The organism is Halostella limicola (genome assembly GCF_003675875.1).
GTDB lineage: Archaea > Halobacteriota > Halobacteria > Halobacteriales > Natronoarchaeaceae > Halostella > Halostella limicola.
Map to the genome: position 1 here is coordinate 851852 of NZ_RCDI01000001.1, position 16220 is coordinate 868071.

General features: G+C 69.1%; 18 protein-coding genes. 9 read left to right on the forward strand and 9 right to left on the reverse strand.

Annotated elements, in window-relative coordinates:
• The first annotated feature begins 144 nt into the window (after positions 1 to 144).
• Positions 145 to 756, forward strand: a complete 612-nt coding sequence (locus D8670_RS05265) for an MBL fold metallo-hydrolase (RefSeq protein ID WP_121817025.1) — start codon at positions 145 to 147, stop codon at positions 754 to 756.
• Positions 757 to 801: 45 nt separating this feature from the next.
• Here the strand turns inward: D8670_RS05265 and D8670_RS05270 are convergent, their stop codons facing one another.
• The 3 genes from D8670_RS05270 to D8670_RS20760 all read right to left on the reverse strand — a co-directional run bounded on the left by D8670_RS05270 (position 802) and on the right by D8670_RS20760 (position 1713).
• Positions 802 to 951: a 50S ribosomal protein L40e gene (locus tag D8670_RS05270; RefSeq protein ID WP_121817026.1), complete on the reverse strand. Its 150-nt coding sequence runs from the start codon at positions 949 to 951 to the stop codon at positions 802 to 804.
• 48 nt (positions 952 to 999) lie between these two features.
• Entirely contained in the window at positions 1000 to 1494 is a 495-nt protein-coding gene (locus tag D8670_RS05275; RefSeq protein WP_121817027.1) for a DUF367 family protein, read from the reverse strand.
• A 78-nt stretch (positions 1495 to 1572) separates the two neighbouring features.
• Complete coding sequence (locus tag D8670_RS20760; protein WP_162994196.1) at positions 1573 to 1713, reverse strand: hypothetical protein; 141 nt, start codon at positions 1711 to 1713, stop codon at positions 1573 to 1575.
• Positions 1714 to 1878: 165 nt separating this feature from the next.
• Between D8670_RS20760 and D8670_RS20765 the strand changes: the two genes are divergently transcribed.
• From D8670_RS20765 to D8670_RS05285, 3 genes are all read left to right on the forward strand, one after another.
• The gene (locus D8670_RS20765; protein WP_162994197.1) at positions 1879 to 2052 is read left to right on the forward strand and encodes a hypothetical protein; all 174 of its coding nucleotides are present in this window, start codon (positions 1879 to 1881) and stop codon (positions 2050 to 2052) included.
• 84 nt (positions 2053 to 2136) lie between these two features.
• Positions 2137 to 3006, forward strand: coding sequence for a redoxin domain-containing protein (locus D8670_RS05280; protein ID WP_121817028.1), 870 nt, complete (start codon positions 2137 to 2139; stop codon positions 3004 to 3006).
• Positions 3007 to 3044: 38 nt separating this feature from the next.
• Positions 3045 to 3383 (forward strand): nuclear transport factor 2 family protein, encoded by a 339-nt coding sequence (locus D8670_RS05285; protein ID WP_121817029.1) that lies wholly within the window; start codon positions 3045 to 3047, stop codon positions 3381 to 3383.
• A gap of 27 nt (positions 3384 to 3410) precedes the next feature.
• On the opposite strand, the gene D8670_RS05290 is transcribed toward D8670_RS05285, so the two are convergent.
• Both D8670_RS05290 and serS read right to left on the reverse strand, forming a co-directional pair.
• On the reverse strand, positions 3411 to 3662 hold the full coding sequence (locus D8670_RS05290; RefSeq protein ID WP_121817030.1) for a hypothetical protein: 252 nt from the start codon (positions 3660 to 3662) through the stop codon (positions 3411 to 3413).
• A gap of 155 nt (positions 3663 to 3817) precedes the next feature.
• The gene (gene serS / locus D8670_RS05295; RefSeq protein WP_121817031.1) at positions 3818 to 5200 is read right to left on the reverse strand and encodes a serine--tRNA ligase; all 1383 of its coding nucleotides are present in this window, start codon (positions 5198 to 5200) and stop codon (positions 3818 to 3820) included.
• Between the two features lie 114 nt (positions 5201 to 5314).
• Here serS and D8670_RS05300 point away from each other — a divergent pair, with 114 nt between their 5' ends.
• Positions 5315 to 5977: a cupredoxin domain-containing protein gene (locus tag D8670_RS05300; protein ID WP_121817032.1), complete on the forward strand. Its 663-nt coding sequence runs from the start codon at positions 5315 to 5317 to the stop codon at positions 5975 to 5977.
• 56 nt (positions 5978 to 6033) lie between these two features.
• Positions 6034 to 6942 carry an MBL fold metallo-hydrolase gene (locus D8670_RS05305; protein ID WP_121817033.1) on the forward strand — a complete coding sequence of 303 codons (909 nt, stop codon included), beginning with the start codon at positions 6034 to 6036 and terminating at the stop codon, positions 6940 to 6942.
• A gap of 15 nt (positions 6943 to 6957) precedes the next feature.
• On the opposite strand, the gene D8670_RS05310 is transcribed toward D8670_RS05305, so the two are convergent.
• The gene (locus tag D8670_RS05310; RefSeq protein ID WP_121817034.1) at positions 6958 to 8184 is read right to left on the reverse strand and encodes an endonuclease/exonuclease/phosphatase family protein; all 1227 of its coding nucleotides are present in this window, start codon (positions 8182 to 8184) and stop codon (positions 6958 to 6960) included.
• Positions 8087 to 8614: a DUF7282 domain-containing protein gene (locus tag D8670_RS05315; RefSeq protein ID WP_162994198.1), complete on the reverse strand. Its 528-nt coding sequence runs from the start codon at positions 8612 to 8614 to the stop codon at positions 8087 to 8089. Before D8670_RS05315 ends, D8670_RS05310 begins: the two co-directional genes overlap by 98 nt.
• A gap of 231 nt (positions 8615 to 8845) precedes the next feature.
• Between D8670_RS05315 and D8670_RS05320 the strand changes: the two genes are divergently transcribed.
• The 3 genes from D8670_RS05320 to D8670_RS05330 all read left to right on the forward strand — a co-directional run bounded on the left by D8670_RS05320 (position 8846) and on the right by D8670_RS05330 (position 14896).
• The gene (locus D8670_RS05320) at positions 8846 to 10837 is read left to right on the forward strand and encodes an AMP-dependent synthetase/ligase (RefSeq protein ID WP_121817036.1); all 1992 of its coding nucleotides are present in this window, start codon (positions 8846 to 8848) and stop codon (positions 10835 to 10837) included.
• Between the two features lie 83 nt (positions 10838 to 10920).
• Positions 10921 to 12912 carry an AMP-dependent synthetase/ligase gene (locus tag D8670_RS05325; RefSeq protein ID WP_121817037.1) on the forward strand — a complete coding sequence of 664 codons (1992 nt, stop codon included), beginning with the start codon at positions 10921 to 10923 and terminating at the stop codon, positions 12910 to 12912.
• Positions 12913 to 13033: 121 nt separating this feature from the next.
• On the forward strand, positions 13034 to 14896 hold the full coding sequence (locus D8670_RS05330) for a cation:proton antiporter domain-containing protein (protein WP_121817038.1): 1863 nt from the start codon (positions 13034 to 13036) through the stop codon (positions 14894 to 14896).
• 40 nt (positions 14897 to 14936) lie between these two features.
• Here D8670_RS05330 and D8670_RS05335 read toward each other — a convergent pair whose 3' ends face one another.
• Together D8670_RS05335 and D8670_RS05340 are read right to left on the reverse strand one after the other, a co-directional pair.
• Positions 14937 to 15698, reverse strand: coding sequence for an ABC transporter ATP-binding protein (locus D8670_RS05335; protein ID WP_193569268.1), 762 nt, complete (start codon positions 15696 to 15698; stop codon positions 14937 to 14939).
• A 42-nt stretch (positions 15699 to 15740) separates the two neighbouring features.
• Positions 15741 to 16196 (reverse strand): 30S ribosomal protein S19e, encoded by a 456-nt coding sequence (locus tag D8670_RS05340; protein WP_121817040.1) that lies wholly within the window; start codon positions 16194 to 16196, stop codon positions 15741 to 15743.
• Positions 16197 to 16220: the final 24 nt, after the last annotated feature.

Sequence of the window (16220 nt, forward strand, 5' to 3'; positions counted from 1 at the left end):
GCGGCGGTTATCCCCGAGAAATATTAATATCTGCAGTAATTTACGCCGCAGGAAACGGTCATCCAATTCCGGTCCGCGCGGCGTTCCGATCATCGCGGCTCCGGTTCCCCCACTGTTTTGCGCCTGTGCGCCCCACTGACGCGCATGCGAGTCGTCAACGTCACCGCGGACGCCGACACGTTCACCTGCAACGCCTACCTCGCGCCGGAGGGCCGGCCGACGCTCGTCGACGCGGGGGCGATGCCGGGCGTCGTCGACCGGATCCGCGAGGAGACCGACGAACTGGACGCGGTGGTGCTCACCCACCAGCACGGCGACCACGTCTCGGAACTGGACGCCGTCGTCGACGCGTTCGATCCCGAGGTGTACGCGTACGCCGACCACCCGCACCGCACCGAGGAGCTCGCAGACGGCGACGAGGTGACGATCGGCGAGGAGGCGTTCGACGTGGTCTACACGCCCGGCCACGCGGACGACCACGTCTCGCTGATCAGCGAGTCGACCATCTACAGCGGCGACGTCGTCGTCCACGACGACGGCGCGTTCGACTACGGCAGCTTCGGCCGGACCGACTCCCCCGGCCAGTCCCGAGAGGAGCTCATCGAGAGCATCGAGCGGATCCTCGACCGTCTGCCGGACGGCGTGGAGGAGATATACGCGGGCCACGGCGACGAGTTCCGTGGGGACGTCCGCGACGTGATCGAGACGGCGCTCTCGCGGGCGGAGAAGCGGGAGCCGAAGTACCCCGACGAGTAGCGGGGCTGTCCGGCGGGCGTCGGTGAGAAGAGCGGCCGAGACCGATCAGGCGCTGCGGGTCTCCTTTGCCTTGGGGCGGAGGTTGCCGTAGCCGCACTTCCGGCAGTTGTCGGCGCGCTTGGGGTTGCGGGCGTTACAGCGCATACAGATCATCTTGTCGAGGATGCGTCCCTCGGCTGCGTCGAATGAAGCCATACCCGCCCGTTGCTCACCGGCGGGTAAAAGCGTTTCCGAGTGGCTGCGTCACTCTTCGACCAGATAGTCGTCCTGTACGGCGACGACGTCGCTCGAATCCTCGCAGTCGGCGTACCGGGCGAGCGGCTCCTCGTTGAGGTCGAGGAACGTCTCGCCCCACGTGAACTTCGCGAGGATTCGCTCGGCGTGCTCGCGCTCGTCGAGGATGACCAGCGCGGCGGCGAGCGCCTCGACGGTCGTCAGGCGGAACGGCCGCCCGTAATTGACGGGGTTGGCGGCGACGAGGAAGGGCAGCGCCCGGTGCTCGCCCGGCAGGTCGAACATCGCCTCGCCGGCCGTCTCCCACGAGCAGTCGAGCGCGACGAGCCTGTTCGCGTCGGCGTCCGCGGGCGAGAGCGCCCGCTCCGCGTGCGGGTTCAGGACGACGCCGTACGGCGTCTCGCCCGTGCTGCGGTGGAGGTCGGCGAGGTCGAACCGCTCCAGCTTCCGGGCGGTGCACTTGTCGGGGTCGTCGTCCCCCTCGTACAGGACGTGTAGCTCCACGCGTCGGGGTAGGCGCGGGGCCCGCAAAAAGCGCTCGGACCGCGCCGGTGGGCATCGCGGGGACGAGCGGCCGGCGCGTTACCGACGAAGCACGTGGAGCGCGAACCCTATCGACGGGAGGAGGACCACGACGCCGAGCAGCCCGCCGAAGAGAAACGACAGGAAGTTCACGACGAACAGGGTCGCCAGCAGGAGCGCCTTCGATTTCAGATCGAGCATACGTTATCCCTATCCGAATCCCGCCCGATAAATACTGGCGCTCTGAAACGCGCTCGGCGGACCGATCATCGCGTCCCCGAGAAACGGGGTGCGGCGCCGTGAGCCCTCCTCTCACAGATACGAGGTATGCTAACGTGCTTCAGCGTGCGGGTCGAATCGTCGTCCATGGGTATCGTAGCCAAACTCAAGAACATGCTCGTACCGGACACGGAGAAAGGCGTCGAACTGGAGTGCGCGGAGTGTGGGACGACGTTCGACGGGGACCCGCGGGAGTGCCCGGAGTGCGGGTCGCACGAACTGGTGGAACGCGAGAGCTTCGAGATGCGGCCGAGTCAGTGAACGACCTCGGAGCGGTCGGTTGCGTCCCGTAGCCGGTGGGGACCCTGCAGAAGAGTTAAGGAATCCGAGGCGAACGTGGCGGGCATGCTCGACGCCGGAGCGGATGCCCCGCCGTTTCAGTTACCTGGCGTAGCGGACGGCGAGGTCGGCGAGTTCGCGCTGGAGGACTACGCGGGCGAGTCGATCGTCGTCCTCGTGTTCTACCCGGCCGACTTCAGTCCGACCTGCACCGACGAACTGTGCGCGCTCCGGGATTTCGACCTGATCGCGCTCGACCGCCAGGTGACGCTGCTCGGCATCTCCGGCGACAGCGTGTACAGCCACCGCGCGTTCGCGGAGGAGTACGGCCTCGGCTATCCGCTTCTCTCCGACAGCGTCGGCGACGTCGCGGAGCAGTACGGCGTCCTCCACGAGGAGTTCCGGGGCCATCCCCGCCGGCCCCGTCGCTCGGTGTTCGTCCTCGACGCGTCCCTGACGGTGCAGTACTCCTGGGTCGCCGATTCCCCGGTCGAACTCCCGGACCTGGAGGCGATCCGCGACGCCGTCGAGGCCGTGCAGGACGACGGGACGGCCGTCGAGCGCTACCGGACCGCCCGCGACCACTTCCGGTACGGGCGCTCCGAGTTCGAGACGGCGCGGACCGCCTACGAGGCCGGGGACTGGTCGACCGCGGCCGGCGGGTTCGAGGAGGCCCTCGGCTACTTCCGGTCGTCGGTGCGGGCCTTCGACGCCGCGGGGCGGTTCGGATCCCCGGCGGTCGCCGATACCGCCGAGTCGGCGCGAACCGTCGCCGAGCGGTACCGCCGCGCCGCGCAGTGGTACGCCAAGTCCGCCGACCACTACGACCGGGACCTGCCGGAGTGGGGCGACGAGTACCGCGACGACGCCGCGGCGGCGCTGTCCGAGGCCGAAGGCGACGGCGTTCCCGACCTGTACGCGCTGGCCGGCGGTTGACCGACGCCTTTTCGGCGCAGGCCCTCCCACCGTGGCGCATGAGCGACCCCGAGGCGACGGTGCGCGCGTACTACGCGGCGCTCGACGAGGGCGCGTACGACGAGTTCGACGAGCTACTGGTCCCCGAGTTCGTCCAGCGCCGCCCGGACCGGGCCTTCGAGGGGCGCGAGGCGTTCGTCGCGTTCATGCGCGACGATCGCCCCATGACCGACACGACCCACGAACTCGACGCCGTGTTCGTCGGGGACGAGCGCGAAGAGGTGGCCGTCCGGGGTCGCCTGCTCGACGCGGACGGCGACATGCTGTTCCCGTTCGTCGACGTGCATGAACTGACCGTGGACGGGAGAATCGAGCGGCTAGAGACGTTCACGCAGTGAGTCCGGAAACGGGGTTCTCTGAGCGGCCTATTCGCCCGGTCCGCCGGCGGCCGCGCCGCCACCGCCGCCGGGGGTGATCGTCCGCAGCACGTCGCCGAGGACGTCGACCGCGCCGCCGAGGAAGTCGCCGATAGCGCCGAGCAGGTCCGTCACGAAGTCGGGGACCGGGCTCGGCAGGTCGTCCGGCGGACCGTCGCCCGGCTGCGCCGCGGCGGTTCCGGCCAGTCCGACGAGCAGTACCGCTGCACCGAACAGCGCGAAGCCGATCTGTCTGTTCATCGTGTCTCGACAGTAGGCGGGAAGTGTCTTGAATCGGTCAGATAGTGGCCTCGGATTCGGCCCGCTTTCGCCCGGTTTAGTCGGATTCACACCGTTCACGTGGGGTGGTTCGACCGTCCGGAACGGAGATCGCGAAGAGGGACGCGGGTCGGCTCCTACTCGCGCTCGCCCGCGCCGAGGGCGCTCTCGCCGACGGGGTCGTGGCCCTCGATGACCTCCTGGCCGCCCATGTACGGGCGGAGCGCCTCGGGGACGGTGACGGTGCCGTCCTCGTTCTGGTAGTACTCCAGGATGGCGACCATCACGCGCGGGACGGCGACGCCCGACCCGTTCAGCGTGTGGAGGTACTCCGCGCTCTCGTGGCGCTCCGGCCGGTAGCGCAGGCCGGCGCGGCGGGCCTGGAAGTCCTCGAAGTTCGAGACGCTGGAGACCTCGAGCCAGCGCCCGCCCTCCTCGGGGCCGTCCTCCATGTCGTCGCCGGGCGCCCACACCTCGATGTCGTACTTCTTGGCCTGCGTGAAGCCCATGTCGCCGGTGCACATGTCCAGCACGCGGTAGGGGAGTTCGAGGCGCCGCAGCACCTCCTCGGCCTCGTCGAGTAGCCCTTCGAGTCGGTCGTAGCTCTCCTCCGGGCGGACGAAGTTGACGAGTTCCACCTTGTGGAACTGGTGGACGCGGACGTAGCCCCGCGTCTCGGTGCCGTGCTCGCCGGCCTCGCGCCGGAAGTTCGGCGAGAACGCCTGGTGCTTGACCGGGAGGTCGTCGTCCAGCAGGATCTCGTCGCGGTACATGTTGGTGACGGGCACCTCCGCGGTCGGTAGCAGCCAGAGGTCGTCCTCGTCGTAGTCGTCCTCCTGGCGCGCGCCGACGCGGTAGGCGTCCTCGGCGAACTTCGGCAGTTGGCCGGTGCCCTCCATCGACGCGCTGTTGACCGGGATCGGCGGCAGCACGTCGACGTACTCCTGCTCGCGGTGGACGTCGAGCATGAACTGGATCAGCGCGTGTTCCAGCCGCGCGCCGTCGCCCTTGACGAACTGGTAGCCGCCGCCGCTGACCTTCGCGCCGCGCTCGAAGTCGAGGACGTCCATCTCCTCGCCGAGGTCGTAGTGGGGGACCACGTCGTCCGGGAGGTCCCGCAGGTCGTCGAACCCCTCGCGGTAGCGCTCGACGTTGTCGCTCTCGTCCTCGCCGACGGGGACGCTCTCGTGGGGGACGTTCGGCAGGCGGAGCAGTTCGCGTTCGAGCTCCGCCTCCAGCTCGTCGGCCCGCTCCTCGACCTCTTCGAGTTCGGCTTTGAGCTCCTGCGAGCGCTCGATGGCCTCCTGGGCCTCCTCCTCGTTCCCCTCCTGTTTCAACTGGCCGATGGTCGAGGAGACCTCGTTGCGCTCGTGTCGCAGGTCGTCGCCGCGGGCTTTCAGGTCGCGCCACTCCTCGTCGAGCGCGAGGATCTCGTCGACGTCGACGCCGTCGACGCCCTTCTTCGCGACGGCGTCCCGCACCTCGTCGGGGTTCTCGCGCAGGTAGGTCCGGTCGAGCATTCCTGTCCGCCCGTTCTGGATGCCGCGGCAAAACCGTATCGGAACTGTGGGGGTCGATCGCGCGCCGTGCACGACCGCCCCGTTGTTTATGTCCCGACACGACCAAGGGCGGGTATGTCCGACCGCTCTCCCGCCACGCGCCGTCGGTTCCTCGCCGCCTCCGCCGCCGCAGTCGCGATACCGACGATCGCCGGCGCGGCGAGCGCGACCAGCGGGACCGACGCCGACGCCGCCACCGCGTCGACCCAGCAGGAGACGTTCCGCCTCGAGAGCCACGTGAACGGCTGGGAGGGCGTCGCGCCGGAGTCGATCGCCGGGGAGCGGAACCCGACGCTCCGGCTGACCGAGGGCGAGGAGTACGAGGTCGTCTGGGAGAACGTCGACGGCGTCAGCCACAACTTCCTCGTCCGAACGGATGGCGGCGAGCGGGTCGCGGAGACCGAGACGGTGGGCGAGGAAGGGGAGACGCGCTCGGTGACGTTCACCGCGACGGCGGACCTGTCGGGGTACCGCTGCGGCCTCCACCCGAGCACGATGGACGGGGACATCGCGTTCGGCGAGGCGGAGACGACGACCGAGACGACCGAGGAGACGACGACCGAGACGGCTACCGAGACGACCGCCACTGAGACGACGACCGCCGCGCCGACCACGACGACGATCACCACCGAAGACGGCGGCGGCGACAGCGACGGCGGCGGCCAGCCCGGCTTCGGCCTCCTCGCGGCCGCCGCCGGGCTGCTCGGGGGGCTCGGCCTCCGGTGCCGGCGAGACTGACTCCGAGCGTCGCCGGGGCACGAGGTTTTTTCTCGCGCCGGGGCGGGCTATGGCACATGGAACCGGGAGACGTTTGGACGGTGACGGCGGGCGACTGTACCGACCTGTACTACGTCGACACGGGGATGTACGACACGGGAGAGTACGGTGCGGTGTACGTCCTCGACGCGGAACGGCCCGCTATCGTCGACACGGGGATCGGTACGAACTATGAGTACGTCCTCGACGCCCTGGACGAGGCAGGGGTCGCCCCCGAGGACCTGGAAGCGATCGCGGTGACCCACGTCCACCTCGACCACGCCGGCGGCGCGGGCTACCTCGCCGAGGCGTGCCCGAACGCCGAGGTGTACGTCCACGAGTCCGGCGCGCGCCACCTGATCGACCCCTCGCGGCTGTGGGAGGGGACCAAGGGCGCGGTCGGCGACCAGATCGAGTTCTACGCGGAGCCCGAACCCGTCCCGGCGGAGCGGGTGACTGAACTCACCGACGGCGACGCGATCGACCTCGGCGACCACGAGCTGATCGCCCACCACGCGCCGGGCCACGCCCCCCACCAGGTCGTCTTCGAGGACCCGGCGAACGACGCCGTCTTCACCGCCGACGCGGCGGGGATCTGGGTGCCGTCGATAGACCGGATCAAGGAGACGACGCCGCCGCCGCAGTTCGACCTGGAGGGGGCGCTCGCGGACGCCGAGATGCTCGTCGACATGGACCGGGAGACGCTGCTGTTCCCTCATTTCGGCCCGAAGGCGGCCGACGGCGTGCTCGCGGAGTACACGGACGTGCTGACCGACTGGGTGCGCGCCGTCGAGCGCGTGCGCGACGAACTCGGGGACGACGACGCGGTGATCGACCACTTCGTCGCGGAGAACGAGATGGAGGACGTCTGGGGCGAGCGGAAGGCCCGCGGCGAGACGGCGATGAACGTCCGCGGCGTGCTCCGCTACCTCGACCGGCGCGAATAAGCGGACGGCGCGGGGTCAGTCCGACGCGAACTCGGCCTCGACCCACACCATCCGGTGGTCGGACGCGGTCTCGACGACCGGGCGGAGCGGTTCGCCCTCGGCGGGCCAGACGGCGGCGGAGTCGACGATCTCGAACTCCGTCGATGGGAGCACGTAGTCGGCCTGTTTCTCGAACTCCGCCGTGGCGTTGGGGTTGCCGACCACCTCGGCGGCCCCCTCGCTCTCGGGGAGCGGGTCAGACTGGATTCGCGGGTTCTCGATCAGGTTCTCGCCCGCGGTGTCGTAGTTGTCCTCGCCGCCGGGTTCGGCGTTCATGTCGCCCATCACGACGAACGGCTCGTCCTCGGTGAGGCCGCCCTCGTTCCCGCGGTCGTCGTACACGTACTCCGCGCCGCGGACGTAGTCGCCGACGAGCCGTACCTCCGCGTAGTTGCGCCGCCCGTTGAGGTTCTCGTCCCCGTCGAACGCCGGCGGCGTCGGGTGCGCGATGACCGCGTGGACGAGTTCGCCGTCGATCCAGATCGGCACGTCGGCGTGGGTCTTCGAGGACAGCCGGAACCGCTCCAGCTCCGCGTCGGTGAGGTAGACGCCGGAGTCGTACTTGTCCTCCGTGGGCGCCCTGTTCTCGGGCATGTCCCCCCAGCGGAACTCCCGAAGCGTGCGGATCCGGCCGGCGTCGATCGGGTGCTTGCTGTAGATGGCCATCGCGTACTGCCCCGGGTACTCGCCGAAGCCGAAGGCGTCGTTGCCGTAGTCCCTGCTCCCGGGTTCGAGGACGTGGCCGTCCTTCGTCACGTCGACGCCGCTCGGGACGCCGGTGTTGCTGTCCGGCGCGTAGAAGTGGTCGAAGTCCACGCCCTCCAGATCGTCGCGCTGGGGCACGTTCAGGTAGTTCTCCAGGAACGCCGCGGCGTTGTGAACCTCCGTCTGCCGCCCCGACTGGAAGTTGTTGTCCAGTTCGTTGATCAGCAACACGTCGGGTTCCGGCGCGGACTGGACGACCTCTGCGGCGGCCTGCAGCTGCTCGCTGTCCTCGCTCTGCGCCTTCTCCGCGGTCAGTTCGAGGACGTTGAACTGCGCGAACGTGATCGAGCCGTCGGAACCCCCGCGGTTCGCCTCGCTATCGCCCGCTGCCGCTCCTCGGTTACCGGTCGCCGTCCCCCCGACGGCGGTCGTCGCGAGCGCGCCGCCGGCCACTTCGAGGACCTCCCGTCGGCCGACGCGGTAGTCGTCGCCCGTCATCGTTCCCCTCCCCGGAGCGGCCGGAGTCGTCGAGTTCCACGGTCGCGTCGTCCAGCAGGACGACGTTCTCGACGGTGACGAACTCCCCGAATCCCTCGTCGGTGGCGCGGTGGATCATCACGGTCACGTTCTGGGACGCGTCGATCGGGTCGTCGAGTTCGACCGCCCCCGCGAACGTCTCGCCGCCCGGTACCCGGTCGCTCGCCCCGACGACGTTCATCTCGGCGTCGTGTACCACGACCACGAAGTCCTCCTCGTAGGTCGCCCGGTCGACTCGGACGGCGGTCGTCCGTACGCCGTAGGTCTGGTCCGGCACTTCGACGGCCGTCCGGATCGGTCCGCCCTCGTCGTTCTCCCGTTCGTCGTCCTCGTCGTCGGAATCGGTCGCGCGTGTCGATGCTGGTCGCGTCGTACTGCGGTGAGTCGCCATGTGTTCTCTCTCGGAGTCGCGTTCGTGCGCGCGATACACCCCCTCTCCCGACGGCTCGGCGGAAACCGTTTGCGCCAAGGGCCACTTCGCTGATTGATACGCGAGGCGAGCACTCGCCGTCCGGAACGAGGACTCGTCGGGCGCGGTCGCGCGCCGGCCGCGACTAAACCCGCGAACCACGGGCCGGTAGTTCATTATCTTTTATAACGCCGTGGGGGCGAATCACACGACATGACCTGGCGGGAGGCCGAAGCGAACTACACTGACGAAGTCATCGAGATGACGACGCTGCCGCGGATGTTCGAGGACGCGGCGGCGCGCAACGAGCACCGTCCCGCCCAGCAGTACAAGGGCGGCGTGTACGACCGGTCGCTCGCCGGGACGGTCGTGCAGGCCGCGCCGGACGGCGAGTTCCGCGCGCTGTCGTACGCCGACGTCCGCGAGATCGTGCGCAATCTGGCCGCGGGCTTTCGCGACCTCGGCGTCGCCGCCGGCGACCGCGTCGGCCTCTACGCCGACACGCGGATGGAGTGGGCGCAGTGCGACTTCGCCCTGCTCGCGGCCGGCGCGGCCGTGACGACGGTGTACAAGGGCTCCTCCGAGTCGCAGGTGCGGTACCTGCTCGACGACCCTGACGCGACCGCCGTCGTCGTGGAGGGGGAGGAGCAACTCGACAGGGTGCTCGCCGTCGAGGACGACCTCGACCTGGAGTTCGTCGTGACGATGGACGACGTGGACAGCGACCGGGAGGACGTGTACGGCCTCGCGGAGGTCCACGAGCGCGGCGCGACGGCGTTCGACCCGGACGAGTACGAGTCGTGGCTCGACGAGCGCGACGTCGACGACCTCGCGAGCCTGATCTACACCTCCGGGACGACGGGCCAGCCGAAGGGCGTGAAGCTCACACACCGCAACTTCCGGTCGAACGTCAACCAGATCCGCAGGCGCTACGCGCCGCGCCCCGACCGTAAGGGCGGGCCGGCCATCGACGAGGAGACGAAGACGGTGTCGTTCCTACCGCTCGCGCACGTGTTCGAGCGCACGGCCGGCCACTTCCTGCAGTTCGCCAGCGGGGCCTGCATCGCGTACGCGGAGAGCCCCGACACGCTGCAGGAGGACTTCCAGGCCGTCGGGCCGACCGCCGCGACGAGCGTGCCGCGGGTGTACGAGAAGATCTACGACGCCATCCGCGAGCAGGCCAGCGAGTCCGACGCGAAACAGCGGATCTTCGAGTGGGCCACGGAGGTCGGCCGCGAGTACCAGCGGGCCGATTCCCCCGGCATCGCCCTCCGGGCGAAGAAGGCCCTCGCGGACAAGCTCGTCTTCGGCAAGGTGAAGGACGCGCTGGGGGGCAACGTCGAGTTCCTCATCAGCGGCGGCGGGAGCCTCTCGCCGGACCTCTGTGCCCTGTACCACGGCATGGGGCTGCCCATCTACGAGGGGTACGGCCTCACCGAGACCTCCCCCGTGCTGGCCGTCAACCCGCCGGACGAGCCGAAGGTCGGTACCATCGGGCCACCGGTCCACGGCGTCGAGGTCCGGATCGACGAGTCGGTCGTCCCGGAGGGGCAGTTCGACGAGGCCGACGGGCGGGTCGGCGAACTGCTCGTTCGCGGGCCGAACGTCACCGAGGGGTACTGGAACAGGCCCGAGGAGACCGAGGCGGCGTTCGCGGACGGCGAGTCCGCCGCGGCGGCCGACGGCGAGGCGGGCGGAGACGCCGGCGGCGATGACGGCCGCTGGTTCCGCACCGGCGACGTGGTCGAGTACCGCGACGACGAGTACATCGTGTTCAAGGAGCGCGCCAAGCAACTGCTCGTGCTGTCGACGGGGAAGAACGTCGCACCCGCGCCCATCGAAGACGCCTTCGCGTCGAGCCAGGTCGTCGAGCAGTGCATGGTGATGGGCGACGGCGAGAAGTTCGTCAGCGCCCTCCTCGTGCCGAACGTCGAGACGGTGCGACAGTGGGCCGACGAGGAGGGGGTCGACCTGCCCGACGACCGCGCCGCGCTCTGCCGGGACGACCGCGTCCGCGAGTTCGTGCAGGCGGAGGTCGACCGGGTCAACGAGCGGTTCGAACCCCACGAGCGGATCAAGCAGTTCCGGCTCGTTCCGGAGGAGTTCACCGAGGAAAACGGCCTGCTCACGCCGACGATGAAGAAGAAGCGCCGGAACATCCTCGACCGGTTCGGCGACGAGGTCGAGGCGATATACGCGGACTGACCCCGTCCGCGCCCGCTCCCGCGGGTTCATGTCGAGAAACCTAAATATGATTTATAAATTATGGTATATTCTTATGCGACAACATGTCATGGCGGGATGCTGAACGGGCGTACGACGACGCGGTGATCGAGATGACGACGCTGCCGCGGATGTTCGAGGACGCGGCGGCGAGACACGAGTCGCGACCGGCGCAGCGGTACAAGGGCGGCATCTACGACCGGTCGCTGGTCGGGACCGCGGTCGACCCGGCGCCGGACGGCGAGTACGCGTCGCTCACCTACGACGAGATGCGGGGGATCGTCCGGAACCTCGCGGCCGGGTTCCGCGCGCTCGGCGTGCGGGACGGCGACCGCGTCGGCCTGTTCGCGAACACGCGGATGGAGTGGGCGCAGTGCGACTTCGCCCTGCTCGCGGCCGGGGGCGTCGTGACGACGGTGTACAAGAGCTCGTCCCCCGAGCAGGTACGGTACCTGCTCGACGACCCGGGCGCGACCGGCGTCGTCGTCGAGAACCAGACGCTGCTGGAGCGCGTCCTCTCCGTCTCGGAGTTCCTCGACCTGCGGTTCATCATCGTACTTGACGAGATCGACGACGAGCACGCCGAGATGGAGGGCGTGTACACGCTCGCCGACGTGTACGAGCAGGGGGCGAAGCGCTTCGACGAGGCGGAGTACGAGTCGTGGATCGACGACCGGGACGTCGAGGACCTGGCGAGTCTGGTGTACACGAGCGGGACGACGGGCCAGCCGAAGGGCGTGAAGCTCACCCACCGCAACGTCCGGGCGAACGTCAACCAGCTGCGCAAGCGCTACGGCCCGCGCCCGGACAAGGGGTCCGACACGGCCGTCATCGACGAGGAGACCCAGACGGTGTCGTACCTGCCGCTGGCGCACATCTTCGAGCGGACGACCGGTCACTTCCTCCAGTTCGCCGGCGGCGCCTGCGTCGCGTACGCGGAGAGCCCCGACACCCTCAAGGAGGACTTCCAGACCATCAAACCGACCTCCGCGACGAGCGTGCCGCGGGTGTACGAGAAGATCTACGACGCGATCCGGGAGGAGGCAAGCGAGTCGGATTTCAAGAAGCGGGTGTTCGAGTGGGCGACCGACGTGAGCCGGGCGTACTACCGGGCGGACAAACCGGGCTACGGCCTGCGCACGAAGATGTGGCTGGCGGACAAGCTCGTGTTCAGCGACGTCAAGGAGGCGCTGGGCGGCAACGTGGAGTACCTCTCCAGCGGCGGCGGCACGCTGTCGGAGGAACTCTGTACGCTGTATCACGGCATGGGGCTGCCCATCTACGAGGGGTACGGACTCACGGAGGCCGCCCCGGTCGTCTCCTCGAACCCGTCCGAGGAGCCGAAGATCGGCACCATCGGCCCGACGCTTCCCGGCGTCGACGTGAAGATCGACAAGTCGATCGTCCCGGAGGGGCAGTTCGACGACACGCTCGGCGACGTCGGCGAACTGCTCGTGAAGGGGCCGAACGTGACGGAGGGATACTGGAACAAGCCCGAAGAAACCGAGGAAGCGTTCTACGAGGACGAGGACGGCCGGTGGTTCCGGACGGGCGACATCGTCCAGAAGCGACCGGACGACTACCTCGTCTTCCGGGAGCGAGCGAAGCAGATCCTCGTGCTGTCGACGGGGAAAAACGTCGCGCCGGCCCCCATCGAGGACGCGTTCGCCGCCAGCGACGTGATCCAGCAGGTGATGGTGCTCGGCGACGGCCGGAAGTTCATCGGCGCGCTCGTCGTCCCCGACTTCGAGACGCTCCGGGCCGCCGCGGAGGCCGAGGGCGTCGACGTCCCGTCGGACCCCCAGGCGATGTGCGACCACGAGCGCGTCCGCGAGGTCATCGAGCGCGAGGTCGGGGCGGTCAACGAGCGGTTCGAACCCCACGAGCAGATCAAGGAGTTCCGACTGGTCACCGAGGAGTTCACCGAGGAGAACGACCTGCTCACGCCGTCGATGAAGAAGAAGCGCCGGAACATCCTCGACCGGTACGACGACGAGGTCGCGGACATCTACGGCGACGACGCGGCCGCGGATCCGACCCCAGAGCCCGCGGAGTAGCGCGAACAGGAAGGAAGCGGTTTTCAACGACGGTTCCGTTGACCCTCTTGATGGCGGGTACCCAGCGCACGACTGTCGGGCTTCGGTCGGATCATCGTCTTCGCGGAGGGAGGGGACAGCCGTGAGCAGCAGCGTCCTCCTTCCGACGGTGGCCGTCATCGTCGCCGTCGGCGTCATCGCCCAGATACTCGCCGACCGATACAGGGTGCCGAGCGTCCTCTTTCTCATCACCGGCGGGATCGTGCTCGGCCCGGAGGTGCTCGGCCTCGTCACCAGCGGTCTGTTCGGCGGCGCGCTCTCGACTATCGTCGGGCTCGCCGTCGCCATCATCGTCTTCGAGGGCGCGTTTCACCTCAAGGTCGAGAAGCTGAAGGAGGCCCCCTCCGCGGCGTTCCGCCTCGTCACGATCGGGGCCGTGATCGCCTTCCTCGGCACCGCGGCGGCGGTGAAGTTCGCCATCTCGGGGGCGACGTGGGGGACCGCGCTGCTGGTCGGCGCCCTGCTCGTCGCCACTGGGCCGACGGTGATCACGCCGATCCTGAACGTCGTCCCCGTCCGGGACCGGGTCGCCGCCGCGATGGAGACCGAGGGGATCGTCAACGACGTCACCGCGGCCATCGCCGCGGTCGTCATCTTCGAGACGATGCGCCCGGGCCACGCCAACCCGTCCTCCGCGGCGCCCGAGTTCGCGTCGCGGCTCGGCATCGGCCTCCTCGTCGGCATCATCGTCGCGGCGGTGATCTGGTACGTGCTCCGCTACGTCGACCTCTCGCCGGGGAACGCGCCGCGCAACGCCCGCCTGCTCACGCTGGCGGGCGCGGTCGTCGCCTACGGCGCCGCCGACTACTTGCTGGCCGAGGCCGGCGTTGCCGCGGTCGCCACCGCGGGCCTCGTCCTCGGCAACGTCGACATCCCGTACGAGGACGACATCGAGGAGTTCAAGGGCGACGTGACGCTCATCGTCCTCTCGTTCGTCTTCATCGCCCTCGCGGCGCTGCTGCGGTTCGACGACCTCATCGCGCTCGGCGTCGGCGGCGTCGTCGTCGTCCTCTTCGTCGCGCTCGTCCTGCGCCCGTTTCTCGTGTTCCTCTCGACGACGGGCGACCGGTTCACGCGCGGCGAGAAGCTGTTCGTCAGCTTCGTCGGGCCGCGGGGCATCATCCCGGCCTCGGTCGCCACGCTGTTTGCGATCCAGTTGCAGAGCCAGGGCAACGCGGAGCAGGCGGGCATCCTCGTCGGCACCGTGTTCCTCGTCATCCTCACGACCGTCGTGTTCGAGGCGGGCCTCGCCCGACAGATAGCCGAATACTTAGACGTGATTCCAATGCGTGTACTCATCGTCGGAGGCGGAAAGGTGGGCCGATCGCTCGCCGAACGCCTCGAAGACCGCGGAGAGAACGTCGTCCTCATCGAGAACGACGAATCGATCGTCGAACGCGCCCGCAACGACGGCTTCACCGTCCACAAGGGCGACGGCACCGACACCGAGGTGCTGCGCTCGGCGGGCGCCGACAACGCCAAGATCGTCGCCGCCGCCACCGGGGACGACGACGCCAACCTGCTCGTCGCACAGCTCGCGAGCTCGAAGTTCGACGTCGAAACCGTGATCGCTCGCGCGAACAACCCGGACAACGTCGACGCCTTCGAGGACCTGGGCGTGCGCACCATCTCCGCCTCGATGGCGACGGCGTGGGCCATGGACAACGTCATCGAGCGGCCCGCGCTGTCGAACTGGATGACGGAACTGGGTCGGACCGGCGACGTCCAGGAGATCGAGGTGACCGCCGAGGACCTCGTCGGCACGACGATCGAGGAACTCGACGGGGAGCTTCCCAACGGCGTCCTCATCGCGCTCGTCGGCCGGGGCGGGGACAACCACGTCCCGGACGCCGACTTCACGCTCCAGCACGGCGACCACATCACCTTCCTCGGCCGGAAGGACGCCGTCCACGAGGCGCTCGCGCGCTGCCATCCGCACGACTGACGCCATCTCCGCCGCCTGACGGTCCCGTCGCCGCGGCCGCTCAGGAGCGCGGCTCGGCCATCGCCTCGTCGTCGGTCACTTCGAGAAAGGCGTCCTCCAGACTCCGGCTCTCGCCGGTCTCGGCCTTCCGTTTGAGGTCCTCGGGCGCGCCCTCGGCGACGAGGCGCCCCTCGTGGAGCACGCCGACGGTGTCCGCGAGCTCGTCGACCACCGGGAGGATGTGCGTCGAGAGGAAGACGGTCATCTCGCGCTCGGCGAGGTCGGCGATCGTGTCCCGCATGGTGCGGGCGGCCCGCGGGTCGAGCCCGCTGGTCGGCTCGTCGAGAAACGCCACGTCCGGCCGGTGGAGGACCGCCTGAATGACGCCGGCCTTCTGCCGCATCCCCTTCGAGTAGGCGCTGATGCGCTTGTCCGCGTCGTCGGTCAGGTCGAATCGCTCCAGCAGGGCGTCGATCCGCCGGCGGGCCTCGTCGCCGGGGATGTCGCGGAGGCCCGCGACGTACTCCAGTTGCTCGCGGCCGGTGAGCTCGTCGTACAGCGGCGGCTCCTCCGGCAGGTAGCCGATGTGCGGCGTGACGGCGTCGCGGTCGCGGACGTCGTGGCCGGCGACGCGGGCGGTCCCCGACGTGGGACGCGTCAGCGTCGTCAGGATGCGCATCGTCGTCGTCTTCCCGGCGCCGTTCGGACCGAGGAAGCCGTAGACCGTTCCCGGCTCGATCGACAGGGAGAGGTCGTCGACGGCGAGGGTGTCGTCGAAGCGCTTGGAGAGGGACTCGGCGTGAATCGCGGGGCCGTCGCTCATGGGGATAGTTTCAGCGACCGATAATATGAAAGTACCGTCGGGTTACGCGTACCGTTCGAGCTCGGGGCGGTCGAGGCCCTCGAGCACTTCGCCGGCGGTGTCGTCGAGCAGGCTGCGGCCCTCGGCGGTGATGCGGCGGCCCTCGCCGTCCGCGGTCTCGACGAGGTCCTCCTCCTCGAGGTCCTGCAGGATGGTGCGGATGACGTTGCGGCTCCCGTCGGTGCGCTTTGCGGGGGAGACCTGGTAGCGGTTCGAACCGGACTTCGAGCCGCCGTACTCGGTCGCGAGGCGCTCGATGCCGACCGGGCCGTCGGTCGCCACCTTGCGCAGGAGGCTCGCGGCGCGGGTCGCGTAGAAGTCCTCCTGCTCGGGCGGGAGTTCGCGGCTCACGCCGGTCTTGGCGAACTGACCCCACTCGGGTTCCTCGACTCGATCCTCGAGCTCGTCGGCGAGCGCCTCGATGAGCGCGTCCGCCGGCACGTCGTACAGCGTTGTCATGGACGTGCTTTCCCCCGCGCCGCA